This window comes from Haladaptatus sp. DJG-WS-42 (assembly GCF_037198285.1).
Lineage (GTDB): Archaea > Halobacteriota > Halobacteria > Halobacteriales > Halococcaceae > QDMS2.
The window spans coordinates 642,965-666,544 of record NZ_CP147243.1 but is presented as its reverse complement, the minus strand read 5'-3'; the positions used below and the strand labels follow the sequence as shown (position 1 = coordinate 666,544).

Below are 23,580 nucleotides of genomic sequence, written 5' to 3'. Positions count from 1 at the left end.
GTTCACCACCGAAGAAAAGTGTTGTCAGGCGTGTTATCAATTGACACTCAAACTGCTACCCAGTAATCTGGTCTATCGCCTCTACAAAGCCGTCGCCGTACGACCCCTCGGTGACGAAATCGGCCGCCTGCTTCGCTTTTTCGTCCGCGTTCGCCATCGCGAACGACCGTCCGACGACCGAAAACGTGGACACGTCGTTCTCTGAGTCGCCAAGCGCGACGAAATCCTCGGGGGACAGGTCGAGGTGATCCGCGGTGACTTTGAGCGCCTTCCCCTTGCTCATCGCGGTGTCTTTGACGTGGTAGGCAAAGCCCGTGTCAACCACTTCGAGGCCGTGACGCTCGGCGATTTCGTACAGTGGTTGTTTCGGGGAGTCGAGCGACACCGCGACTTCCGTCTCGCGCCAGCGGTTGACGAAGTCGGCCTCGCCCCACCCGAGGTCGTGCCCCGCCGCGACGTACTCATCCGCAACGGCCTGTGCGCCCGCGCGGTCGCCGAGGTAGTCAACGCGGTCATCGACGGTGACGACGCCCCCATTTTCTGCGATGACGCGAATCGGGATGCCGATGAAATCACAGAGGCCAACCGGGTAGGGAAGCGCCTTCCCGGTGGCGATAACGACGGGTGCATCCCAGTTTCGGATGATGGGAAACACCCGCTCGTCGAGAGAGCGGTCTGCGCGACTCAACGTGCCGTCGATATCGAGGACGAGCGGCGGAACCATACACCGTGTGCGTACTCTGTGCCTTACTGGTTTCCGCTTTCGAAAAGTGCGACCGGGCTAGTACGCGCTGAAGACGCCGAGCGTCTCGAAGCTGCTGCCATTTGGCCCGGTCCAGAGGACGGTGAGTTGGGTGTCTGCACTCACGGCGTATGTCGTCGTGTAGGAGTCGCCCGCGGCGATTGCGCCGCCTTCGGGCATCCAGAACTCGAACTGGTCGTAGCCTTCGTCGTCGATGTACTCGACATAAAGTGCGTCCGTGACGTGGTCGCCGCCTTGGTGGGTGATGGTGACCGTGCCGTCCGTGTTCTGCTCGAAGCTGAGCGACACTTGGGGGGCTTCGGCGTTTGCGTCACTGGAGAAACTCGTAGAGGAACTGCCTGTGCCTGTGCCCATCAGGCCGCCGCTATTGTCCTGATAATCGCTCCAGAGCTCGTCGGTATCGACTTCGGAGGTGACGACGACGGCGCGGCCGTCCGCGCTCACCGTAATCTCTGCGGTGTTCTCTTCGAACTCCTCGGACTCCTCTTTGAGGCGCTCGATGAGCGCTTCGACGTTCTCTGCGCTCGCGGCGTCTTCGTCTTCGTAGACGAGGATGATTTTGTTCTCCGTCGTCTCGCCGTTGATGGTCGCGCCCATGCCCATCGCCTCTAAGTCGTCGAGGACGGCTTTTATCTCGGTTTCCTCGTCTGGCACCCAGTCTTTTAAGATGCTGACTTCGAGGTTCAGGCCCATCGCTACGGTGGCGTCCCCGAGTTCCTGCATCATTGTCTTCGCGTTCTCGTTGGTGTCGTAGTAGCGCTCTACGTTGCCTGCATCCGACTCGATCATCTGTTCGACGGCCGCCTTCGCGGTTGCCTCTGCATCGACGACCATCCCGAGCAGTGCGTTCTCCTCACCAATGGCGAAGGTAACGGACATCGTGGAGTCGGACTCGCCGGACATGCCGTAGCCGTAGGGCTGTTCGATGCTGTAGAGTGTGTACCCCTCGTACTCGCCTTTCTCTACGTCCTCGCCGCTCTGACTCTTCTCGAGTTCGTTCTCGATTTCTTCGCTGATCTCTTCGCTATCGAACGATCCGGAGACGACCCACGACATCCCCGCGCGGCTGAAGTCGGTTTCGCCGTAGGCGAGCATGGTCATGTGCTGTAACTCGTCTAATTCGACCGAATCAATCTCCTCGTCCAGTTGGTCGAGCGATTCGAACAGCGATTCTGGAAGCTGGTCTTCGTGCTCGTAGTAGCTCTGGACGTCGATTGACATAAAGAGGTGATTGTCCACGTTGAGCACCGTTTCCGGGTCGTATAGCCAGCTCGAATACGCTGGTGCGCTCGGGCCGGTGATGGTTTCAAGTTGCGTACAGCCAGCAAGAGAACCAAGAGACGCAAGTGCGAATGTCGCCCCGCTCGCTTTCAGAAAATTTCGTCGAGATGCCATATTTGTCACTCGCCAGCAGTTACTAAATAGCTATTCATTCTCCAAAATTTATACATATTAATTGGTAATGCTTGATTGGATTACTTTCACCTATTCGAGAGACGTTCATAAGCTGCCGTCACGCGTTTGAACGCTTCTTCACTCCCGCGTTCGGTGTCGGGATGTGTCTCTTTGACACGTTTCCGATAGGCTTTCTTGACCGCTGCTGCGTCCGCACCAGGGTCGAGGCCGAGTATCCGGTAGGCCTCTACCACCGACTGATTGGGTCGAGACGGCCGCCGAACTCGCTGTTGGGTGCGCCGGTCTTGTCGCGGCCCACGCCACTGTTGACGTGGCCCTGCACCGAACCCGCCGCGCTCTTGGCGTGGCGGCCGCCGCGCGGTGCGTGCCTGTTGATACACCTGCTGTTGGAGTTTGCCCGTCGCATGAAACCAGAGGGCGTACGTCGTCGCGCCGAACAGCGCCGTCGCCACGAGCAGCACGGGCGTGTAGACGAAACTCAAGACGAGAAACAGCACTGTCATGCCGGCGAACACGGCGGTCAACGAGAGGAGGAGCCGCGACTGGTTCACGCGTGTGGCTTTGACCCACACGACCCTAAACCTCTCGCCCAGCATGCTCAAGTGGCTTCCTGTGCTACAAGTAGCCATGTCCGTCTCCGGCACCTGCCAGCTCTGTGGTACCCGTGAGATTACAGACGACTGCGGTCGCTGTGGGAAGCTTGTCTGTGCCACCCACTACGACGACAGCTTCGGGTACTGTACGAACTGCGTCACCGAAATTCGCGGGGCAAAAGAGCCAACGTCCACCCCCGAAGAAGACGAGTTCTCGGACGGCGTCGATACCTTCCGGAGCTAGTCGCGGTACTGATTCAGTCGCTTTTTCAGCCGCTTTGCCGCCTCGCCTGCCGCCTTGTCGAATTGTTCGCCTTCGCCCGCGAAGATGATTCCCCGAGAGGAGTTTACGACGCCGACGCCGTTTGCGAGGCCGAACTCGACTGCGGCCTCTGCGTCGCCACCCTGTGCGCCGACGCCGGGCACGAGAAACGGAATGTCTGGCACCTGCTCGCGGACGGTTTCGAGTTCTTCGGTCGTCGTCGCGCCCACGACGAGGCCGACGTTGCCGTTACTATTCCAGAGGTCTGCGAGTGCGGCGACGCGCTCGTACAACTTCTCACCGGATTCGAGCGTGAGGTTTTGAAGGTCTGCGCCGCCCGGGTTCGAGGTGCGACAGAGAACGAACACGCCCTTCTCCTCCTGTGAGAGGAACGGTTCGAGCGTGTCACGACCCATGTACGGGTTCACGGTGATGGCGTCTGCGTCGTCAAGGAGTTGCGCGTATTTGCGCGCCGTGTTGCCGATGTCGCCGCGTTTGGCATCTAAGATGACGGGCACGTCTTTGCCGTGTGCGTACGCGATGGTCTCTTTGAGTGCGAGCCAGCCGTCGCGGTCTTCGTAAAACGCGGCGTTTGGCTTGTACGCGACGGCGTGTTCGTGGGTGGCGTCGATGATACGGCGGTTGAACGCCCAGCGTGGGAGGTCGTAGTCCTGTAAGTGCGCAGGGATTCGGTCTGCGTCCGCGTCGAGACCGACGCAGACAACGCTCTCTTTCGATTCGATATTGCGGGCGACCCAGTCGAAGAACTCTGCTGGCATACGTGTCACTCTCTGGGGTATCCTAACTATTCTGTCGGATGTGGCCAGTGAGCAATCAGGTCGGCAAACCGCCACGTCTGTCGGTATTTCGCCCCTCCGCACGGCAGATTCAATTAGGTGGCTCTCATTTTTGCTACCATGATACGAGCGGTCGGGTTTGACCTCGACTACACACTCGTCGTCCCAGAACGCGACCGTCAAACGCTGTTGCACGAGGCATCAGAGTCTGTCGATGCACCGCTGTTCGACCGACAGGCCTACCTCGACGCCCACCGCCGCAACCTCTCGAACGAGACGCGCGAACCCATCTTCGAAGACCTCCTCAAAGACCACGAAACGCCTGTCTCGCCTGCAGAACTCTCAGAAGCGTACCAAAACGCCATCAACAACTCCCTCATCGCTATCGACGGGGCAGCACGCCTCGTCACTGACCTCCGCAAAGAGTACCGCGTGGGCCTGCTCACCGACGGCCCCATCGAAGCCCAGCGGGCGAAACTCGAACGCCTTGGTTGGCAAGACCTCTTCGACACCGTCCTCATCAGCGGGTCGCTTCCGGCAGGCAAACCCGACCACCGGGCCTTCCGGTCGCTGCTCGCCGAACTCGATACCGTTCCAGAGGAAGCGGTCTACATCGGCGACCACGCAGACCTCGACATTCGGGGTGCAAAGGACATGAACATGCACGCCATCCACGTCGTCGGCCCCGGAGACGACCCTTCACCCATCGCGGACGTGGTACTCAAACGCGACGAACTGGTCACCCGGCTTCCGGACGTGCTGAAAACCCTCTAATTCGACACCGCGGCGACGAACACGTCGAGAATCCGCTTTACTTGCGCGCCGTCTTCGATGAACACGAGCGCTTTCGGTGGGTTGGTCGCCTTTGGGCGCGTTCGCAGGCCCTTTTGTTCTGCCGTTTTCACGACTTTGTCGATGCCCGCCTCGAACTCGACGTACGCGCGGTCAGGGTGGACGAACACGCGAGCGATGCGCTCGCCGTCGTGTGCGACATCGTACGCTCTCGCGACGTCTTCGACCGGGCGCAAACCGTCCGCGTCGGCCGCATTCGACACCGAAAGCGGGCCAAGTGGCCCGTCTTTGTAACCGTCGAGTTCGGAGGCGAGCAGCTGCGCGAGGCGGACGCCGTCTGTCTCGCGTTTTTTGACCATACCAGTGAATTGGTTCGCAGCGGTTTATCGCTTCAGAGTTCGGCCAGCGCTGCGTTGGCTTCTTCGCCCACAGAAACGCCCCGTCGATGGGCGTAGAGCACGGCGGCCGTCTCGATGGTCACGCCAAGGTCGCGCTGGAGTTCGTTTACGGCTGCGACGGCCTCCTGTTTGCTATGACCGTTTGCGATGAGGCGGTCTAAGATTTTCTCGAACGTTGAGCGCGCTTGGAGCAGGCTCGCATCGGGTGAAAAGTCGTCGGGGATGGTCACGTCATCCGGGTCGAACGCGCAGTGGAGCGCGTCGTCTTCGCGCCGGAGCAGGCCTTGGCTCACGGCGATATCCACGAGTCGTTTCGCCTGGTCGGGGGAGAACCAGTCGCGGTCGAGCGAGAGGGAGACGACGAACTCGCTTTCTGCGAGTTTTCGCTTGCCTTTCGTGCGAAACGGTGCGGCGGCGGCGACCCGGATACTCATCGTCTCAACTGATTTTCTGTGCCGGTGTAAGTGTGCCGGTGTCTCCGTGTTTCAGGGCTGTGGGGGTCGGTGGACAGAGAGAGCGGTACGAGTCGTGCGATTCAAGTAGTCCGTTTGCCTTTGATGGGGTATGAAAGACCAGGGACGCTCCACGCGCAAACGTACCGGTGGGCGACGCCGTCCAATTCGCAACAAGAAGAAGCACGAACTCGGCCGTCAGCCGACCGAAACGCACGTCGGTGACGCAAAGTTCCGCGTCGTCGAAGGCCGCGGCAACACCAAAAAGCTCCGTGCCATCGCCACGGACTCCGTGACCATCGCACAGGGCGACGGCACGTCGGTCGCAGCCACGATTCAGGGAGTAAAAGAGAACAACTCGAACCCAAACTACGCCCGTCGTAACATCATCACGAAGGGCGCGCTCCTCACCACGAACGAGGGTGTCGTCCGCGTGACCTCCCGGCCTGGTCAGGACGGACAGGTCAACGGCGTTCTCGTCGAATAACCAGTCTCGCCGCGCGGTGGCAGTCCACCGCTTTTTTCGGTTGAGTGAACTGGACACCTATCGGTCGTCGATGGGTGTCCACGTCCTGCCGGTTGCGCCGACGTAGCGACTGCGCGGGCGGATGATTCGGTTATTGGCGGCCTGTTCGAGGCAGTGGGCCATCCATCCACCGACGCGCGCCACGGCGAACGTCGTCGTGAAGAGTTCACGAGGAATGCCGACGCCAAAGAGCAGGGCCGCTGTGTAGTACTCGACGTTCGTATCGAGTCGGCGGTCTGGCTTGTGCGCCGCGAGCAGTTCCACTGCCGTCTCTTCGAACGCGCTCACGGTTTCAAAGAAGTCGGCGTCACCACCGTCTTCGTAGAATCGTTCGGCGGCCGCCGACAACACCGCAGCGCGTGGGTCGCGAACCCGGTACACCCGGTGGCCGAATCCCATCAGACGCTCGCCCGCTGCGAGTTTCTGGCGAACGTATCCCTCTGCATCGCCCGACTCGTGTACCTCCATGAGCATTTCGAGGACGGGACCGGGAGCGCCGCCGTGGAGTGGCCCTTTGAGCGACCCCACCGCCGCCGTCGCCGCCGACACGACATCCGACTCGGTGGAGACGACGACGCGGGCGGTGAACGTAGACGCGTTCAACCCGTGGTCGATGACTGTATTCAAGTAGGTTTCGAGCCCCGTTGTCGCGGCGTCGCTCGGTTCCGTCCCAGTTAGCATGTACAGGTAGTTCGCGGCGTGTCGCAGGTCTGCTCGTGGTGAAAGCGGGTCGTCGCCCTGCCGGTAGCGCCAGTAGGCGGCCACAACCGTCGGAAACACGGCGATAGTTCGCTCGACTGCCTGTTGGGCGGTCGCCGTTTCCGCCCCGAGATTCGCAGCCGCGACACCCATCCGAAGGGCGTCCATCGGGTCGACACCCTCCGCTGCGGCGCGTTTGAGCACGGCTCGCGTCTCGGCTGTGAGTTCACGGTTGCTCGCGAGGGACGTGCGGAACGCCACGAGTTCGTCTGCGGTTGGCAGCCGGTCGTTCAACAGGAGGAAGACGCTCTCTTCGAACGTTGCGTTGGCCGCCAGTTCGGAGACTGGAAACCCGCCGATGATGAGCCTTCCAGCCTCCCCGTCGATGTGACTCAGCCGTGTCTCCGCGACGGTGATTCCTTCTAAGCCACGGTTGAGTTCGGTGTCGACCATAGCATGTCCTACGTGAACGACAACGAAGAACTCCCCTCGTTCGACGCCAAAATTGCGTGAGAAGTGGGCGAACCGGCTCTACGGGCGGGGCGCAGCCTTCTGGAGCGCCGTCTCCGCGATGTTCCCACCATAGTCGGCGCTCCGTGAGAGTGAGTCCACGATGAGGCCGAGCAGTTGGGCGCGCTGTGGGTTCAGGTCGCGGATGAGGTTGTCTACGTTTCGCGTCTGTTTGTCGATGGCTGCAATCTTCTCGCTCGCGTCGTTTGCGAGGCGGGTTGCGCGCTCGGGGTCGTCTTCTAACAGCGCGTCCATCGCCATCTCGACGATGGTCGCAGCGTCGGTGTGTAGTTCCTCGATTGCCGTCGATGCGTCGTCGGGGATTGCCCCGAGTTCGAGCGTGATGTTCGCAATCTTGGTCGCGTGGTCTGCGATGCGTTCGAGCTGGCGGGCGCTCGAATGGTAGTCGAACGTGGTCTCGCGCGGGAGACCAACTTCGGTCGCTGCAGTCGGATTTCGCAGTGCAGAGCGGAAGACGCGCGAAATCATGAACCAGAGGCGGTCTACGTCGTCGTCGCGCTCCATCACGTCGCGCGCGAGGTCGTCGTCGTTTTCTGCGAGGGCGACAACCGCGTCTTTGAGCATCGAGAGTGCGACGAGGCGCATGCGCGTGATGGCGTTCAAGACGGAGAGTTCGGCCGAGTCGAGCAGGTCCTGCAGCACGACGTGGTCAGACGTTTCTTCGATGACTTCGAGGCCGACGAGTCCTTGTGTGGCTTTGCGAATTGCCCGGCGCTGTTCTGCGGTGACGCGCGAGGTTTCGAGCGTGATGATGTCGAAGCCGCTTACGTACATCGTGACGATGGCGCGCATCAACTCGTCGCCTTTGAGCCCGACGATGTCGAGCGTTCCCTCTACGTGCGTCGATTCATCGTTCGGTGTGAGAACGAGCGAGTCGTCTTCTTTGAAAAACGCAACCTCGCTCCCGGCTTTGATTCCGTTGTCGGTCGCCCAGGTTTTCGGGAGGGAGACGGTGAACGTCGAGCCACCCGTGATTTGGACCTTCCGCGTTTCCATACACTCCCCGTCGCCCCTCATCCACAATAAACTACTCCATATCTACATACTTCACCACTCATCTACGTTATTCAACAAATACGGTACTATTCCGATGCTATTTCCACCTCAAATCATGTGGAAATTTGGCGCTCTGGATGGCGCTGTCCCGCTGTCGCCCACGGTACGAACCTCTCGAAACCCGCCACTGTAAGGGGGTATTCTTGTTGTTTGTTCAGACACTCTGTCCAAACATCTTCTTTGTCCACTTGTCCCATAAGGAGTGCTATATAGTTATCATAGGAGGTTATTTACCCCTCTCACCGATTTCCACAAGTGATGACAGACAAACCTGACTTCGTTTCGCGTCGCAAATTCATCACTGCCGCTGCAGGGGCGTCCGCACTGGGCATTGCGGGCTGTGTCAGTGAGAGTGGCTCGGGCGGCGAAGGCGGCGACGGAACCAACACCGAGGGCGGCGAAGGTGGCATGGAAGAACTCTCTGGAACCGTCGAAATCGCAGGGTCTTCCACCGTGTTCCCACTCGCAGAGGCAGTCTCCGTCGAGTTCCGCAAAGAGCACCCCAACGTCGAGTTCAACATCCGCTCGACCGGTTCTGGTGGCGGCTTCAGCGACTTTTTCTGCCAGGACAAGACGCACTTCAACAACGCCTCGCGTCCGATGAAAGACAGCGAGAAGGAACTCTGTGAAGACGCTGGCGTCGAATGGCTCGAGATGAACGTCGCAACCGACGCACTCACCGTCGTCGTCCACAACGACGCAGACTGGGTCGACTGCATGACCGTCGAAGAACTCAAGCAGATCTGGGAGCCAAACGGCGCGACCATGTGGAGCGACATCCGCTCTGAGTGGCCAGACGAGGAGTTCGAACTCTACGGCGCAGCATCCACCTCCGGCACCTTCGACTACTTCACCGAGGCTATCATCGAAGAAGAGGGTGCCCACCGCCAAGACTACACGGCGACCGAGAAAGACCGCTCTATCGTCCAGGGTGTCTCCGGCAGCCAGTACGCGATGGGCTACTTCGGCTTCTCGTACTACTACAACAACCCCGACTCCGTGAAGGCCGTCAAGATTGACAACGGCAACGGTTGTATCGAGCCATCGCTCGAAACGGCAAAGGGTGGCGACTACACGCCACTCGCCCGCCCGCTGTTCACCTACCCGAAAAAGAGCGCGCTCAAAGAGCCACACGTCGCGGAGTTCGCGAAATTCTTCGTCAAGAAGAGCGCAGACCAGGCAATCGTCGCAGACCAGGTTGGCTACGTCCCGAACACCGAAGAGGACATGCAAGAGCAGTTAGACAAACTGACGGCCGCAATCGACGAAGTCCAAGGCTAAGCGCACCCGTTCGAAACGAAGCGCTTTTTTTCAAACCCAAAAAAATACTTCCAAGTAAATGAGCACAGACCAGCAAACATCCGATATGACTACGCGCGTTGCTAATTCGCCGAGAGAGCGGCTGATTCGGTGGTTCTTCTTCGCGTGTGCGGCCGTATCGGTGTTGACGACACTCGGAATCATCCTCGCGCTCGTGGGCGACGCGGCGAGGTTCTTCCGAATTACGGGCACGTCGCTGATGGGAATCGCCCCGGAACAAACCGTAACCTTCGCGCAGTTCTTCCTCGGCGATACGTGGGCTCCGGCGATCACGCCGATTCAGTTTGGCGTCCTGCCGCTCATCGCCGGGACGCTCACCGTAATGGTAGGGTCTGCAATCGTCGCCCTCCCCCTCGGCCTCGCAACGGCGATTTACCTGAGCGAGTACGCAAGCCCGTCCGTTCGCTCGGTGCTCAAACCAATCCTCGAAGTTCTCGCCGGTGTCCCAACCGTCGTGTACGGGATTTTCGCGCTCATCTACATCACTCCTGCTCTCAAGACGTTCATCCCCCAGCTCGGGACGTTCAACGCGCTTTCTGCATCGCTCATGGTCGGTATCATGATTATCCCGATGGTTTCATCGATTAGTGAAGATGCGATGAGCGCGGTACCAGACTCACTCCGGCAGGCTGGCTACGGACTCGGTGCAACGAAGTTCGACGTCTCAACTGGCATCGTCATTCCGGCGGCGGTTTCCGGCATCGCCTCCTCGTTCATCCTTGCGCTCTCGCGCGCAATCGGGGAAACGATGATTGTCGTCGTGGCCGCCGGTGCGACGCCGAAACTCGTGAACCCGCTGTTACCGTCCGCGTATCTCGAATCGGTGCAGACCATGACCGCGGCGATGATTCAACTCGGCGTCGGTGACATCGCTGCACAGGGGCCTGCCTACCGTAGTTTGTTCGCAATCGGCCTCACGCTGTTCGTTATTACCCTCGCTATGAACTTCGTCAGTAACCTTATCGCACAACACTACCGGGAGAGCTACGAATAATGGCGACAGAAACTGGCACCCAACAGGAAGCGGGCTTCGGGCAGGTAAGTCGCACAAAGGGTATCATCTTCAAAAACGCGCTCCTCGCCTCGGCCCTCATCGGTATTGTCTCGCTCGCAACGCTGCTCGTGTACGTCACCCTCGACGCCGTGCAGCCAGAGACCGCGAGTACGGAGTGGACCATCACGTACCTCCTGTTCGTGTTCGTCTCGCTCGCGACGGTCGGGTACTTCTCGCTTCGGAACAGAGACGGGCTCCGTGTCGGCTTTTCCACGACTGGGCTGCCCGTCGCTGGCGTCATGCTCGGCGCGGCGATTCTCGTCATCTTCGTGGACGTACTCGACGACGACGTGTGGTTCTATCACATGGTCGGGTTCGTCCTCGCTGGAGCGCTCGTCTACGCACACAGAAAGCTTCGCTCGTCGGCGAACGCCTACGAGCGCGTGCTCGTGGGACTCGTCGTTTTCGGCTACGTGATGGTTGGCATTCCGGGAATGTTCTACAGCGTCCCGGAGATTCTGCTCCGCTTTTCGCCGTTTGAGCCCGTTCGGTGGTTCTCACTGCTCACGACGTTCAGCGTCGGGGCGGCAATTCTCACGGGACGGTACATCGCGCGAAAGCACGAGAACAGCCGAACGGGACTCGTCGCCGGGGCGCTCGTGTTCGGTGCGTCGCTCGTGAGCACCTTCGCGTTCATGTTCGCCGGTCTTGACCCGAGCATCGGCACCATCTTCGCGCTCACCATCGGTGTCCCGACGGCCCTCTACGTCGAACACCTCTACAGTGACCCCGAATCCGTCGGTTCGCGGTCGGGTCTGCTCATCCCCGTCGTCATCCTCGGCGGCCTCCTCCTCGTCGAGACGGTCGTCGGCCTGCTTGGCTTCGCCGGCCCAACGGCGTGGATTGATTGGCAGTTCCTCACGAGTCTCCCGCACCCAGAAGCAACGCAGGCGGGGATTTACCCGGCACTCGTCGGCTCCGTGATGCTGATGGCCGTCGTCGTGGTACTCGCGTTCCCAATCGGCGTCGGCGCCGCGGTGTACTTAGAAGAGTACGCTCCCGACAACCGCTACACCCGGTTCATCCAGCTCAACATCGCGAACCTCGCGGGCGTTCCATCGGTCGTGTACGGCCTGCTCGGACTTGGCTTGTTCATCAACTACCTGAACATGGGTATCGGCTCGGTGCTCGTTGGCGGGATTACCCTCTCGTTGCTCATTTTGCCTATCGTCATCATCTCTTCACAGGAAGCGATTCGCGCGGTTCCGGATTCGCTCCGGCAGGCGTCCTATGGGATGGGCGCGACGAAGTGGCAGACCATCCGCGAAGTCGTCCTCCCTCGGTCGATTCCGGGCATCTTGACCGGGACGATTCTCGCCATCGGTCGTGCCCTCGGTGAGACGGCACCGCTGATCATGATTGCGGCTCCGACGGTGACCTACTCGGTTCCGGCGAAACTCTCTGATGCGGCCAGTGCGATGCCGCTCATGATCTTCAACTGGGCAGACCGCCCACAGCCTGAGTTCCAGTACGGTGTGCTCGCGGCTGGCGTCGTGACGGTGCTCATCGTCCTCCTGACGATGAACTCCATCGCGATTGTCCTCCGCAACAGGTATCAGAGCGAGAACTAACCATGTCACAAGAGAATATGACTTCGAACGAAGAGGTAGAGACAGACGACCCGACTAACGACGAGATGCTGCTCGAGACCGACGTCACCGCCGGTCTTTCCGGCTCGTCGTCGTCGGGCACGGCCCGCGCCGTCGTCGAAGCACGTGACGTGAACGTGTTCTACAACGACGACCAGGCGCTCCAGAACATCGACCTCGCCATCCCCGAAAAGAAGGTCACGGCGCTCATCGGCCCCTCCGGCTGTGGGAAGTCCACCTTCCTGCGCTGTATCAACCGCATGAACGACCTCATCGACGCCGCGCGCGTCGAAGGCGAGCTGTTGCTCGACGGCAAGAACGTCTACGACGACGACGTCGACCCCGTCGCACTGCGCCGCCGCGTCGGGATGGTGTTCCAGCACCCGAACCCGTTCCCAAAGAGCATCTACGACAACGTCGCCTACGGGCTGAAGATTCAGGGCAAAACCGACAACATGGACGAGAAAGTCGAAAACGCCCTCAAAGCCGCCGCGCTCTGGGACGAGGTCAAAGACCGCCTCGATGAGTCCGGCCTCGAACTTTCGGGCGGGCAACAACAGCGCCTCTGTATCGCTCGCGCCATCGCGGTCGACCCCGAAGTCATCCTGATGGACGAGCCTGCAAGCGCACTCGACCCCGTCGCAACCTCGCAAATCGAAGACCTCATCGAAGAGCTCTCAGAGAAGTACACGGTCATCATCGTCACCCACAACATGCAGCAGGCCGCCCGCATCTCGGACAAAACCGCGGTGTTCCTCACCGGTGGCGAACTCGTCGAGTTTGACGACACGAACAAAATCTTCGAGAACCCCGACAGCCAGCGGGTCGAAGATTACATTACTGGCAAATTCGGATAAAAAACATGGCACGGGAAACGTTTCAAGAACAGATGGGTGCACTGCGCGAGGACGTCCTCTACATGAGTGAAGTCGTCCTCGAACGACTCCGTATGGGGTTAGACGCCCTGGAGCAGAAAGACCACGATCTCGCCCACGAAGTCATCAACGGCGACGACGAAGTCAACCAGCTTTATCTCGACTTAGAGCAGGACTGCATCGACCTGATTGCCCTCCAGCAACCAGTCGCCTCAGACCTGCGCTTTATCGCCTCTTCGTTCAAGATTATCACCGACTTAGAACGCATCGCCGACCTCGCAACCAACCTCGGAGACTACACGCTCACCGCCTCGCGGGACATGTTCCCAGAAGTGGACATCCAAGAAATCGGCTCGTTCACCCTCGACATGGTCGAAGACGCAATGGACGCCTACGCAGAGAACAACGCCGAGGCCACCTTCGAACTCTCAGAGCGCGACGACGACCTCGACAAACTCTGTGAGCGCGCCTCCAGCCTCGTCGTGCGCGACCTCATCGAGACCGAAATCGACGACACGACGAGCGAAAAAGAAGTCGAGCAGCTCATGCAGGACGTCTCGCGCCTGCTGCTCACCATCCGCGACTTAGAGCGCGTTGGCGACCACGCTGTCAACATCTCGGCTCGGACCCTGTATATGGTCGAGAACGACGACACCCTCATCTACTAGCAACTTTTTACTGCGGGGGGTCGCGGAGCGACCCCCGCTTGCAAAAACTTGCATGAAAAAGGCCGCTCGTTCACTTTGTTCACTCGCGGTAGAATAACTGGACAGCGACCGCTTCAGTCAGTGACCGCAAACGACGCGGTCTGTCGTTCGAGCCCCCAATCAAATATTGCGGTCATCTCTGAGGAGTCAGTTCGGACTGCCTCTCCAGAGAGTTCACGCGATACGGTTTCGCCGATGGAAACGGGAAACGTGAATTTCGGGACAAGTGGGAGGCTACCTGCACCTTGGTCTAACACAACTGCAAGAAATCTGCCGTCTCGATCTCCGGTATTGGTCACGTCGATGCTCGCCGTGAATGAATCACCTCGCGGGATCGACTCGGGGACGGAAAACTCGGTTTCAAACTCTGGTGATTTTGCAAGCTTCGTGAGCACTGCATCAGGGAGCGTCCAGCGATACTGCTCGTCTGCTGAAACCGTCCACTCAATCGCCCCACTTTCAACTGCCTGCACGGGAACGAGCAGGCTCAGTCGAGTCGATTGTCCCGGCACGAAGTCGGTGCGATACACCTTGCTCTCGGTACGGGTTCCATCGAGAACAGGTGTGAATTCCAATGACGAAATCTCTGTCTCGGCAGTCTCGACATCGAATCCAAGAAACTGTGCGTTCGTTTCCCCTGCCGGACGTTTGTGGGTGCCGCCGCCAACATCTGGTGTGTAGATGATTTTGCGCACCTGTGGTTCAGAAATTGTCACGGTCACACCGTCACTGCTCGTAGCCGTTTCACCAAGTGAGAGCGTGGTCTTCCGTTCTGTGGGCGACGCTGTTGGAGGTGGTGTAGACTGCGTCGTTTCAGAATCGGTTGGCGTGCCGGGTGACTGCCCATCCACGCACCCGCTTCCAATCGGCGCGAGTCCGACAACAATCGTAGAGAGAAGCGCACGTCGAGAGGGCTGTTCCATGCCTCAAATAGCTAACTAGTTGACAAATATTTTGTGCTGAGGAGAATTATCTTCTCTGTTGGAAAACCGAACCAAAATCAACAGCAAGCAGTTCTACCGCGGAGACGCGAAGCGTCGGAGCAGCCTTTTTCGGGCGCGTTTTTGCGAGAAGCGGTTCGCCGAAGGCGAACCCGCCGAGCAAAAAGGTGCTTTATTGGAAGCCGATTCTCGAATGCCGTCCAGCCGTTGGCTCCGTCGCACCGCCCTTGAACTCGTCTTTGATGCGCTCGAAGTACTCCATCATGTCGTCGGTGATGGTCGGACGGACGTTCTCCATCGCCTTGCGGAAGTGGCGCATCTCCACCACGTCTGCGTCCGAATCCTCGCGCAGCGCCTGAATGGCGGCTTCGCGCGCGATGGATTCGAGGTCAGAGCCGACGTAGCCCTCGGTAATCTCCGCAATCTCTTTTAAGCTCACGTCGGCGGCGAGTGGCATGTTCTTCGTGTGAATCTCTAAGATCTCTTCGCGGCCGTCCTCGCTTGGCTCGCCGATGAGCACGAGGCGGTCGAAGCGACCCGAGCGGATGAGCGCCGGGTCGATCATGTCCGGGCGGTTGGTCGCGGCGATGACCATGACGTTGCCGCGGTCTTCGAGACCGTCGAGTTCCGTGAGCAACTGGTTGACGACGCGCTCTGAGACGTTCGAGCCCGTGTCGCGGCCACGGCTTGGCGCGAGGCTGTCGAGTTCGTCGAAGAAGATGACCGTCGGGGCGACCTGCCGCGCCTTGCGGAAGGTCTGACGGATGGCTTTCTCCGACTCACCGACCCACTTCGAGAGCAGTTGTGGGCCGCGCACCGAGATGAAGTTCGCCTTCGTCTGATTTGCGACGGCTTTGGCGATGAGCGTCTTGCCCGTGCCGGGCGGGCCGTAGAGGAGCACGCCCGCAGGCGGGTCAATGCCCATGCGGGTGAACTTCTCGGGGGAGTTCATTGGCCACTCGACCGATTCCTGAACGTTCTGCTTTGCGTCCTCCAAGCCGCCAACATCCTCCCACGAGACTTTCGGTAACTCGACGAGGACTTCGCGCATCGCGGAGGGGTCTACCTCTGCGAGCGCGCCGCGGAAGTCAGACCGCTTGATGATCATGCGGTCGATGAGTGACGGCGGGATGTCCTCTTCATCAAGGTCGATTTCCGGCAGGTAGCGCCGGAGGGCTTTCATCGCCGACTCTTTGGTGAGCGATTCGATGTCCGCGCCGACGAAGCCGTGGGTCTCCTCTGCGAGGTCGTCGAGGCTCACGTCGTCTGCGAGCGGCATGCCGCGGGTGTGGACCTGCAGAATCTCCTTGCGGCCTTCCTCGTCTGGGACGCCAATCTCGATTTCGCGGTCGAAGCGGCCGGGACGGCGAAGGGCAGGGTCAACGGAGTCAACACGATTGGTCGCGGCGATGACGATGACGTTGCCGCGCGCCTCTAAGCCGTCCATCATGGTGAGCAACTGGGCGACGACGCGGCGTTCGACTTCGCCGGTCACGTCCTCGCGCTTTGGCGCGATGGAGTCGAGTTCGTCGATGAAGATGATAGATGGCGACTCTTCGGACGCATCTTCGAAGATTTCGCGCAGTTGTTGCTCGGATTCGCCGTAGTACTTCGAGATAATCTCGGGACCAGCAATAGAGAAGAAACTGGCGCTGGTCTCGTTTGCGACGGCTTTTGCGAGCAGGGTTTTCCCCGTGCCGGGTGGGCCGTGGAGGAGGACACCCTGTGGTGGCTCGATGCCCAGCTTCTTGAAAATCTGGGGGTGTTTCATCGGCAGCTCGACCATCTCGCGGACGCGCTGAATCTCCTGTTGGAGGCCACCGATGTCCTCGTAGGTGATGCCACCGCCGGTCTTCTCGAAGCCGCTGATTGGCTCCTCGCGGAGTTCAACCTCCGTGTCCTCGGTGATGAGGACGACGCCCTCAGGCTCCGTCTCGACGGCGATGAGCGGGATTGCTTGGCCGGGTGAGCGCATGAACGGGTGGTTCGTGCTCGACATAACCGGCACGATGTCGCGTTCGACGACCGGGCGCTTCAGAATCTGGCGCTTGACCATGCCCGCGGCATCGGAGCCGAACTGGACGCTCGCGTCCTCAGGCGGGGCGAGCACGAGTTTTTCTGCCTTTTTCGCCTCGGCTTTGCGGATGGTTACCCGTTCGCCAATCCCCACGTCTGCGTTCTGCCGGGTGAACCCGTCGATGCGAACCGTGTCGGTGTTCCAGTCCTGCCGGTCTGCCCGCCACACCTTCGCCGCCGTCACGTCGCCACCCTCTATCTGGATGATGTCGCCCGGGCTGAGCTTTAGATGCAACAGCGTGTCCGGATCGAGGCGGGCGATGCCCCGGCCGGAGTCATTTGGGTACGCTTTCGCGACCTCAAGTTGAACTTCATTCATATTATTTTCACGTTCAGGGAGATGCATATACTCTGTCGTGGATGGCGATATGCTTTTTGCTCCCAGCACTCACGGTGTATCACGTTTTCGCCTGATGTCGCAGGGATGTCCGCCGAGTCTGACACACGTCTGACATCGGCCCGAGACCGGATGTTTTTCTCCGTGCCCTTCGTCCGCTCGCATATGCGAACAGTTGCGTTCGACGGACGAATGGGTGCGAGCGGCGACATGCTCCTCGGTGCGTTGCTCGCCGCGGGCGCAGACGAGGCTGTGCTCGCGCCGGTCGAAGCGGCACTCGACATCCGCTACGATATCGACACCGTGGACAAAAACGGTATCTCGGCGACGAAGGCGAACGTGCTGCTCACGAGCGATACAGCCGACACAGCGGCGTCACACCACGCCCACGAGGACGCAGAGGGCTACGACCACGAGCAGTCTCACGAGCACGACCACGCGCACCCGCACGACCACTCACACACCCACGACCACACGCACGCAGAAGGTGCCGGTCCAAATCGAACCTACGCAGAGGTCATCGACATCGTCGAAGCCATGGGCCTCCCCGAGGACGTCGAAGTGGACGCGAAGGCCGTCTTCCGCATTCTCGGTGAAGCCGAAGCGACGGTCCACAACGCTCCGCTCGAAGACACCCACTTCCACGAAGTCGGGGCTGACGACGCCATCGCGGACGTGGTCGGCGCGTGCCTCCTCTTTGCCGACCTCGCGCCCGACCAAGTGCTGACGACGCCACTCTCCGTTGGCGGCGGCGAAGCGGAGATGGCCCACGGCACCTACCCCATTCCGACGCCCGCCGTGGTCGAAATCGCCGCGAAAGCCGACTGGGAACTGCAGGGAGGCCCCGTCGATGCCGAACTGCTCACGCCTACGGGCGCGGCGATTCTCGCCCACTTCGCGCGCGGAATCGACGCCCTGCCCGCGATGACCCTCGAACAGTCGGGCTACGGCGCGGGTGGGTGGACGTTCCCCGAGCGGCCGAACGTCCTGCGCGCGCTCGTCGGTGCGGCGCGCGGTGGGCTTGTCCCCGAAGCCATCACCGTCCTCGAAACAAACCTCGACGACGCGCCGCCAGAAGTGCTTGGCGGCCTGCAAGAGACGCTCAAAGCCGTCGGTGCACGCGACGTGAGTATCGTCCCCGTCACGATGAAAAAGGCGCGACCCGGCCACCTCGTGAAGGTCATCGTCCGGGCGGAAGACGCCGCTCGCGTGGCCCAGAAACTCGCAGAAGAGACGGGGACGCTCGGCATCCGCGAGATGGTCGCTCGCCACCGTTGGACGGCCAAGCGACGCTTCGAAACCACCACCCTCGATATTGAGGGAACCACCTACGACGTCTCCGTCAAACTCGCAAGCGATGCAGACGACACGCTCTACGACGTGAGTGCGGAGTACGACGATGCGGCCGCCGTGGCAAACGAAACAGGCCTCCCAATCCGCGAAGTCATGCGCCGGGCAGAGGCCGCGGTCAGAGACGATTAATCCCGGCCGTTCAGCTGTTCGCGGTGTTCCGCAAGCGCTTCTTCGATAGTCAGTTCACCGGCCGCAACTCGTCTGGCGAGTTCCTCGCCTATCGCTCGATTCTCGGGTGACTGCTCTCGTGAGCGCGTCTTGATGACTTGCAACTCGCCAGCCGTTGGCTCGATGGTTCGCTCACTGATGCGCTCTCCCGAGAGATGGGCGATGTTGATGGCGGCGATAACGTCGCCCATTCCGCGCGCACCCGTCCCGAGATATGGTGTCGTTCCGGTCTCGTCGACGAGTTCGATGGGGGTGCCATCGAGGTCGTCGATGAGCCGTGCGCCCTGGAGCCGAGCGCCGTCACCGATTCTGACGAGCGGGTCTACTGCTCCCTCAAGTTCTCCTAAAATAATCGCCGCCGCCTGGGCGAGCGGGACGTGGAACGTGGCGATGACCATCTCGCCGTTCAACACCGCGATACCGGGGCGCTCGCCGGGGTCTACGCCGACTATCGTTCTCCCGCCGCCGCTTCGCATGAGTGCGAGGGCTTCTTCGACGGCGTGGCGACATTCGTCTGGTTTTGCTCGGACGACGGTCACGGTCGTCTCGATTTCGTCGTCCGCGCCCGTGATGACGACGGCCGTATTCTCGGGGAGGTTGTCGCCGGGTTCGATGGTGGTGAACTGCACCCCGCGCTCGCGCAGTTCTGCGACTGCCTCGTGATACACTTTGAAGTCCGTTGTGGCGACGACTATCACTCCCTTCTTCTCCGCGCCGCAGGTGGCTAAATCCTTCGGCAGACCGGACCCTTTTTGCCGAAGACGGCGAAAGGAGAGGTGTGTCAAACGCGCCCGTTCCGACTGGCTGTGGCCCCGTCGATGCCCTCCTCGGCGGCGGCTTCGAGCGCGGCACCGTCACGCAACTCTATGGCCCGCCCGCCGCCGGGAAGACCAATCTGGCGCTTGCTGCGGCCGTCGAAACAGCCGCTGCAGGACGGACGGTGCTTTATATCGATACGGAAGGCCTCTCCATCGACCGCTTCCAACAGCTTGCGCAAGCCAAGGGCGAAGACGTCTCAGACCTCGCCTCGCGCATCATCATCTCGGAGGCCCACGATTTCGGCGAGCAGGAAGCCGCCGTCAAGGACGCAGCCGACCTCGCCTCGCGGGCAGACCTCATCGTTCTCGACAGCGCGACCGGATTTTATCGGCTAGAGCGAACGACCGAAGAGGAAGGTGAGTCGCTGAGAAAGGTCGCCCGCCAGATGACCCACCTGCTCTCGCTCGCCCGCAAACACGACCTCGCCGTCGTCATCACGAATCAGGTGTTCACCGACCCTGACGGCGACTCTGCGCGCCCACTCGGTGGCCACACGCTTGCCCACTGGACGGGCACCGTGCTCCGCCTCGACCGTTTCCGCGGCGGGAATCGCCGTGCCACCATCGAGAAACACCGGGCAAAACCGACCGGTGAGACGGCGCGCTTCCAAATCACGCAGGACGGCCTCGTCGGCGTAGACGAGTTGTAAAACGGAAGAAATGCCCAGGTTGTTCTGTGGTCCAGTTATTGTACCGGTCACAAGCGAAGCGAGTGACCGGCTTTTTTCGGGCGCGTTTTTCCGCTGAGCGGTTCGCCTTTGGCGAACCCGAAGCGGAAAAAGGTGCGAGGTTAGAGTTCGCCGAGCTTCCGGAGCAACTGCCCCTTGTAGATTTCGTCAGAACGCATGTCTTTCATCTCGATGACGTTGCGTTCGAGCTTGTCAAGGGCGACGTAGAAGGCGTTCTCTGCACCGTAGCCTTCGCCGGAGCCAGCGACTTGGCCGCGATCTGACCGAATCCGAATCTGACACTGGATGAGCGGCGTGCCGCGGAGTTTCTCTTTGTGCTCGTGGAAGCGAACGTGGGCGTGATGGACGCTCATCCGCTGGTACTTCTGGACGACAGCTTCGATGCTTTCGCGAATCTCGTCGCGGCTCAGCGTTTCGAGCAGGTTGATGTTGGTGATTTGGACGTCTAGGTGTTCCTCCTCCGTGTAGGAGAGTGCGCGGAGCACGTCGGTTTTGGTCAGCACGCCAGCGATGAGGCGGTCGTTCTCCTCTGGCGTGACCACGAGGCCTGCGTAGCTGTTTTCGAGCATTCCAGAGACGGCATCACGAACCGAGGCACCGAGCGTAATCGTCCGCACGGGGCTGTTCATGATGTCGTAGACGGGGAGGTCGAGCATGCGCTCTATGTCACCCGAACGCTCGCCGAGGGTAGCTTTGTTCATGTCGCGGACGACGAAATCGACGATGTCGTGGGTCGTCACCATCCCAGAGAGCTGACCGTCGTCATCGACCACGGGGAGACGCGAGACGCCGTGTTCGCGCAGGAGGTTGATGGCCTGCCCGACACGGTCTGACTCGTGGACGGTGACGGTATCGTCGGTGTAAATCTGGTCAACAGTAAGCACGTCCAGATTTTCCAGGACGGCTTCTAAGATCGCATCTGCGGTGACGATGCCCCAGAGGGCGTCGTCTTCAAAGACGGGGGCGACTTTCGTCCCGCCTTCGACTAACATCCGCGCAACTTCACGGATGTTGGTTGTTCGTTCGACTTTCGGGGCAGATTTCATCAGCGCGGCCACTTTCGCCGAGTCTTCGACGTGTGACTGGAGGAGCTCGCGCTGGGTCACAAGGCCGGCGTATTCGTCGCCGTCCGTGACGATGATACCCTTGGGGTTCTCCCGTTCGAAAATTGACCGCACTTTACTCAGTCGCTGGTCGACGTCGACTTCGACAAAATCGTTAGTGGCAATGTCAGCAATATCCATCAATTGTCCCCAGTATGGTAGAGGGGCGCAGCCCTAATGAAAACTAGGGCTAATCCGGCGACAAGACCTTTATCATGCGAGTACCTATCACACCGGATGATGCCGAACATTGGGGTGTTCGGACCGTACACATATCTTCTCACAGAACTGCTCTGGGGTGCCGTCGCACTTACACTCCTCTGGTACTCGAATGCGTGGCGCGCCGCCGCGCGAACCATCGTCGTGCTCTACCCGTTTGCGTACGTCTGGGACTGGTATACGCTCACTGTGGGCGTTTTCTCGATTCCGCTCAGAACGGGCATTGACCTGCTCGGCATCCCGATAGAAGAACATATCTTCATGTTCGTCGTCCCCGCGATGGTTATCGGGGCGCACGAATCGCTCAAAAAACGCTTCGACGGCGGCTCAGAGAAGTGAGACGACGAGCCAGCCAAGCCCAATCGCCGCGAGACAGGCGAGCAGATTTCCGCCCGCGTTCAGCGCTGCCCGCGTCCGGTGACCACGCTCCCAGAGCAGACTGGTTTCGACCGAGAACGAGGAAAACGTCGTAAACGCGCCACACGCGCCGGTTCCGACGAGAAGCATCACGTCGTCAGAAACGCCGAGAAACGTGAGCGCCCCGAGGACGAAGCTCCCGATGACGTTCACCGTGAGCGTACCGTAGGGAAGTCGGCCCTCGGGAACGCGCCCAGAAACGAGATAGCGCGCCATCGCCCCGAGCGCGCCGCCAATCCCGACGAGGTAGGCCGGGTTCACGACTCGACCTCCGGCGTCCCGACACTCGCGCCGGGCAGTGATTTTGCGAGCAGTCGTCCGACGAACACCGCGGTAAAGCCAAGCGCGTAGTTTGCCACGACGTTTAGGAGCGCGAGTTCGGGCGATAGCGCCGTCTGCACTGCGAACGTCGAGTACGTCGTGAGCGAGGAGAGAAACCCGGTCGTGATAGCGAGGCGCATCGGCCCAGAAAAGACACCGAGAAACCGCTGTTCGTAGACGAAAAAACCGAGCAACAGACTCCCCACGACGTTCACGACGAGGGTTCCCGAAAGCCCCGGGAGCACCGTACTCGTCGCGTAGCGAAGGGTTGCCCCGGCGAACCCACCGAGCGCGATGAGCGACAGGGCTTCAACCGTGGCGAGCGGGTGGTCTCGACTCATACACCTACGTGAGTTGTGCGAGTCGGGTATAAGGGTGTAGTGAAGTTGATAGCTCACTAAATACTGTCAAGTGGATGCCTGTATTACGGTGTTGTATCGCAAATGCCCTCTCGCGCAATCGACGCAACGTCGCTCATTGCGATACAGTCGGGCGGCTATGCTGGCACGCTTCTCGCGATCTCGATGCTCGCCGCCTTTGGGTACAAAAGCGCGGTTCGTCGCTTCGACCGCTACACCATCGCGTAAGAGTGGTGTGCGTTATTCGTGCTGGTCGAACGCCTCGCGGGTCAGTTCGTTGTAGCGTTCGAACTCCTCGCGGGCGGCTGCCGGAAGTTCGTCCTGTGGCGGTTCCATCGCCGGCTCAGCGTCGAGGTCGGGCATGCCTACGACGACACGCCCAACCATTCCGAACACTTCGTGCGGTGAGCAGAAGTAGTCGTAGACGCCTTCTTGCTCGAAGGTCACTTCGAACGTGTCACCGCGCTCGCTCATGAGTGGGCTTCGCCACGGAGCAGCCCCCTCCGGGATTCGCGCTGGCTTGCCGTTGTCCGGATGGTACGCCACCGTGTCGTGAACGTTGTTGACCTGCTCCCACGTCACCGTTCCACCGGAGACGATGTGGACGACGTGCGGAAGGAAGTGATAGCCGTTGTCTTGAACCATTTCGACGGTTGCACTCGCTATTGGCTCACCAATCTGGAAGTCGTCGTGGGCGTGCGTATCCTCGTCGCCTTCGCCATCCATATGGTCGTCGTCCATGTGCTCATCACCCATGTGGTCGTCGTCCATGTGGTCATCGCCGGGATCGTCGCCGGTTGCATCCGTGGTCGTGGTTTCTCCGCTTTCGCCGGGTGTCGAAACGCAACCTGCGAGGCCAACAGTGACGACCGCACCGGCCGCTTTAAGGTAGCGTCGGCGTGTCGAGGTCGATTGTCGTGCGTTCATACTATAAAATAGGTCATCGACT

Annotated in this window: 27 protein-coding genes; 12 read left to right on the top strand and 15 right to left on the bottom strand. The window is 60.4% G+C overall.

Annotated elements, in window-relative coordinates; translation table 11 throughout:
• Positions 1–55 precede the first annotated feature (55 nt).
• The 3 genes from V5N47_RS03690 to V5N47_RS03680 all read right to left on the bottom strand — a co-directional run bounded on the left by V5N47_RS03690 (position 56) and on the right by V5N47_RS03680 (position 2,730).
• Positions 56–724, bottom strand: coding sequence for a phosphoglycolate phosphatase (locus V5N47_RS03690; protein ID WP_338729502.1), 669 nt, complete (start codon positions 722–724; stop codon positions 56–58).
• 57 nt (positions 725–781) lie between these two features.
• Positions 782–2,158 (bottom strand): twin-arginine translocation signal domain-containing protein, encoded by a 1,377-nt coding sequence (locus V5N47_RS03685; RefSeq protein WP_338729501.1) that lies wholly within the window; start codon positions 2,156–2,158, stop codon positions 782–784.
• A gap of 86 nt (positions 2,159–2,244) precedes the next feature.
• Positions 2,245–2,730 carry a DnaJ domain-containing protein gene (locus V5N47_RS03680; protein ID WP_338729500.1) on the bottom strand — a complete coding sequence of 162 codons (486 nt, stop codon included), beginning with the start codon at positions 2,728–2,730 and terminating at the stop codon, positions 2,245–2,247.
• A gap of 76 nt (positions 2,731–2,806) precedes the next feature.
• On the opposite strand from V5N47_RS03680, the gene V5N47_RS03675 reads away from it, so the two are divergent.
• Positions 2,807–3,016 carry a hypothetical protein gene (locus tag V5N47_RS03675; RefSeq protein ID WP_338729499.1) on the top strand — a complete coding sequence of 70 codons (210 nt, stop codon included), beginning with the start codon at positions 2,807–2,809 and terminating at the stop codon, positions 3,014–3,016.
• On the opposite strand, the gene pyrF is transcribed toward V5N47_RS03675, so the two are convergent.
• Entirely contained in the window at positions 3,013–3,813 is an 801-nt protein-coding gene (pyrF, locus tag V5N47_RS03670) for an orotidine-5'-phosphate decarboxylase (protein ID WP_338729498.1), read from the bottom strand. The two genes, V5N47_RS03675 and pyrF, sit on opposite strands and share 4 nt — an antisense overlap.
• A gap of 138 nt (positions 3,814–3,951) precedes the next feature.
• On the opposite strand from pyrF, the gene V5N47_RS03665 reads away from it, so the two are divergent.
• The gene (locus V5N47_RS03665; RefSeq protein ID WP_338729497.1) at positions 3,952–4,605 is read left to right on the top strand and encodes an HAD family hydrolase; all 654 of its coding nucleotides are present in this window, start codon (positions 3,952–3,954) and stop codon (positions 4,603–4,605) included.
• On the opposite strand, the gene V5N47_RS03660 is transcribed toward V5N47_RS03665, so the two are convergent.
• Together V5N47_RS03660 and V5N47_RS03655 are read right to left on the bottom strand one after the other, a co-directional pair.
• Positions 4,602–4,982, bottom strand: a complete 381-nt coding sequence (locus tag V5N47_RS03660) for a hypothetical protein (protein WP_338729496.1) — start codon at positions 4,980–4,982, stop codon at positions 4,602–4,604. The genes V5N47_RS03665 and V5N47_RS03660 overlap by 4 nt on opposite strands.
• 32 nt (positions 4,983–5,014) lie before the next feature.
• Positions 5,015–5,455, bottom strand: a complete 441-nt coding sequence (locus V5N47_RS03655) for a DUF2240 family protein (RefSeq protein WP_338729495.1) — start codon at positions 5,453–5,455, stop codon at positions 5,015–5,017.
• 130 nt (positions 5,456–5,585) lie between these two features.
• On the opposite strand from V5N47_RS03655, the gene V5N47_RS03650 reads away from it, so the two are divergent.
• Entirely contained in the window at positions 5,586–5,960 is a 375-nt protein-coding gene (locus V5N47_RS03650; RefSeq protein ID WP_338729494.1) for a 30S ribosomal protein S8e, read from the top strand.
• Between the two features lie 57 nt (positions 5,961–6,017).
• Here the strand turns inward: V5N47_RS03650 and V5N47_RS03645 are convergent, their stop codons facing one another.
• Complete coding sequence (locus tag V5N47_RS03645; protein WP_338729493.1) at positions 6,018–7,151, bottom strand: citrate synthase/methylcitrate synthase; 1,134 nt, start codon at positions 7,149–7,151, stop codon at positions 6,018–6,020.
• Positions 7,152–7,229: 78 nt separating this feature from the next.
• The gene (locus V5N47_RS03640; protein WP_338729492.1) at positions 7,230–8,225 is read right to left on the bottom strand and encodes a PhoU domain-containing protein; all 996 of its coding nucleotides are present in this window, start codon (positions 8,223–8,225) and stop codon (positions 7,230–7,232) included.
• A gap of 318 nt (positions 8,226–8,543) precedes the next feature.
• On the opposite strand from V5N47_RS03640, the gene V5N47_RS03635 reads away from it, so the two are divergent.
• From V5N47_RS03635 to phoU, 5 genes are all read left to right on the top strand, one after another.
• Positions 8,544–9,566 (top strand): PstS family phosphate ABC transporter substrate-binding protein, encoded by a 1,023-nt coding sequence (locus V5N47_RS03635; RefSeq protein WP_338729491.1) that lies wholly within the window; start codon positions 8,544–8,546, stop codon positions 9,564–9,566.
• A gap of 85 nt (positions 9,567–9,651) precedes the next feature.
• Positions 9,652–10,599, top strand: a complete 948-nt coding sequence (gene pstC / locus V5N47_RS03630; RefSeq protein ID WP_338729490.1) for a phosphate ABC transporter permease subunit PstC — start codon at positions 9,652–9,654, stop codon at positions 10,597–10,599.
• Positions 10,599–12,230, top strand: coding sequence for a phosphate ABC transporter permease PstA (pstA, locus tag V5N47_RS03625; protein ID WP_338729489.1), 1,632 nt, complete (start codon positions 10,599–10,601; stop codon positions 12,228–12,230). The genes pstC and pstA overlap by 1 nt, the downstream gene beginning before the upstream one ends.
• A 17-nt stretch (positions 12,231–12,247) precedes the next feature.
• Positions 12,248–13,105: a phosphate ABC transporter ATP-binding protein PstB gene (gene pstB, locus V5N47_RS03620; protein ID WP_338730343.1), complete on the top strand. Its 858-nt coding sequence runs from the start codon at positions 12,248–12,250 to the stop codon at positions 13,103–13,105.
• 5 nt (positions 13,106–13,110) lie between these two features.
• On the top strand, positions 13,111–13,791 hold the full coding sequence (gene phoU / locus V5N47_RS03615) for a phosphate signaling complex protein PhoU (RefSeq protein WP_338729488.1): 681 nt from the start codon (positions 13,111–13,113) through the stop codon (positions 13,789–13,791).
• A 113-nt stretch (positions 13,792–13,904) separates the two neighbouring features.
• Here the strand turns inward: phoU and V5N47_RS03610 are convergent, their stop codons facing one another.
• Both V5N47_RS03610 and V5N47_RS03605 read right to left on the bottom strand, forming a co-directional pair.
• On the bottom strand, positions 13,905–14,753 hold the full coding sequence (locus tag V5N47_RS03610) for a hypothetical protein (RefSeq protein ID WP_338729487.1): 849 nt from the start codon (positions 14,751–14,753) through the stop codon (positions 13,905–13,907).
• Between the two features lie 190 nt (positions 14,754–14,943).
• Positions 14,944–17,166 carry a CDC48 family AAA ATPase gene (locus V5N47_RS03605; protein ID WP_338729486.1) on the bottom strand — a complete coding sequence of 741 codons (2,223 nt, stop codon included), beginning with the start codon at positions 17,164–17,166 and terminating at the stop codon, positions 14,944–14,946.
• A 183-nt stretch (positions 17,167–17,349) separates the two neighbouring features.
• On the opposite strand from V5N47_RS03605, the gene larC reads away from it, so the two are divergent.
• Positions 17,350–18,666, top strand: a complete 1,317-nt coding sequence (larC, locus tag V5N47_RS03600; RefSeq protein ID WP_338729484.1) for a nickel pincer cofactor biosynthesis protein LarC — start codon at positions 17,350–17,352, stop codon at positions 18,664–18,666.
• On the opposite strand, the gene V5N47_RS03595 is transcribed toward larC, so the two are convergent.
• Positions 18,663–19,403, bottom strand: coding sequence for a hypothetical protein (locus V5N47_RS03595; RefSeq protein WP_338729483.1), 741 nt, complete (start codon positions 19,401–19,403; stop codon positions 18,663–18,665). The genes larC and V5N47_RS03595 overlap by 4 nt on opposite strands.
• 80 nt (positions 19,404–19,483) lie before the next feature.
• Here V5N47_RS03595 and radB point away from each other — a divergent pair, with 80 nt between their 5' ends.
• Positions 19,484–20,173, top strand: coding sequence for a DNA repair and recombination protein RadB (radB, locus tag V5N47_RS03590; protein WP_338729482.1), 690 nt, complete (start codon positions 19,484–19,486; stop codon positions 20,171–20,173).
• A gap of 140 nt (positions 20,174–20,313) precedes the next feature.
• On the opposite strand, the gene V5N47_RS03585 is transcribed toward radB, so the two are convergent.
• Positions 20,314–21,456: a CBS domain-containing protein gene (locus V5N47_RS03585; RefSeq protein WP_338729481.1), complete on the bottom strand. Its 1,143-nt coding sequence runs from the start codon at positions 21,454–21,456 to the stop codon at positions 20,314–20,316.
• A 96-nt stretch (positions 21,457–21,552) separates the two neighbouring features.
• On the opposite strand from V5N47_RS03585, the gene V5N47_RS03580 reads away from it, so the two are divergent.
• Positions 21,553–21,873, top strand: coding sequence for a lycopene cyclase domain-containing protein (locus V5N47_RS03580; protein ID WP_338729480.1), 321 nt, complete (start codon positions 21,553–21,555; stop codon positions 21,871–21,873).
• Here V5N47_RS03580 and crcB (V5N47_RS03575) read toward each other — a convergent pair.
• Both crcB (V5N47_RS03575) and crcB (V5N47_RS03570) read right to left on the bottom strand, forming a co-directional pair.
• Positions 21,862–22,212 carry a fluoride efflux transporter CrcB gene (crcB, locus tag V5N47_RS03575; RefSeq protein ID WP_338729479.1) on the bottom strand — a complete coding sequence of 117 codons (351 nt, stop codon included), beginning with the start codon at positions 22,210–22,212 and terminating at the stop codon, positions 21,862–21,864. The two genes, V5N47_RS03580 and crcB (V5N47_RS03575), sit on opposite strands and share 12 nt — an antisense overlap.
• Positions 22,209–22,613 carry a fluoride efflux transporter CrcB gene (crcB, locus tag V5N47_RS03570; RefSeq protein ID WP_338729478.1) on the bottom strand — a complete coding sequence of 135 codons (405 nt, stop codon included), beginning with the start codon at positions 22,611–22,613 and terminating at the stop codon, positions 22,209–22,211. Before crcB (V5N47_RS03570) ends, crcB (V5N47_RS03575) begins: the two co-directional genes overlap by 4 nt.
• A 102-nt stretch (positions 22,614–22,715) precedes the next feature.
• Between crcB (V5N47_RS03570) and V5N47_RS03565 the strand changes: the two genes are divergently transcribed.
• A complete protein-coding gene (locus V5N47_RS03565) occupies positions 22,716–22,859 on the top strand; it encodes a hypothetical protein (RefSeq protein ID WP_338729477.1) in 144 nt (47 codons plus the stop codon).
• Positions 22,860–22,871: 12 nt separating this feature from the next.
• Here the strand turns inward: V5N47_RS03565 and V5N47_RS03560 are convergent, their stop codons facing one another.
• A complete protein-coding gene (locus V5N47_RS03560) occupies positions 22,872–23,558 on the bottom strand; it encodes a plastocyanin/azurin family copper-binding protein (RefSeq protein ID WP_338729476.1) in 687 nt (228 codons plus the stop codon).
• Between the last annotated feature and the right edge of the window lie 22 nt (positions 23,559–23,580).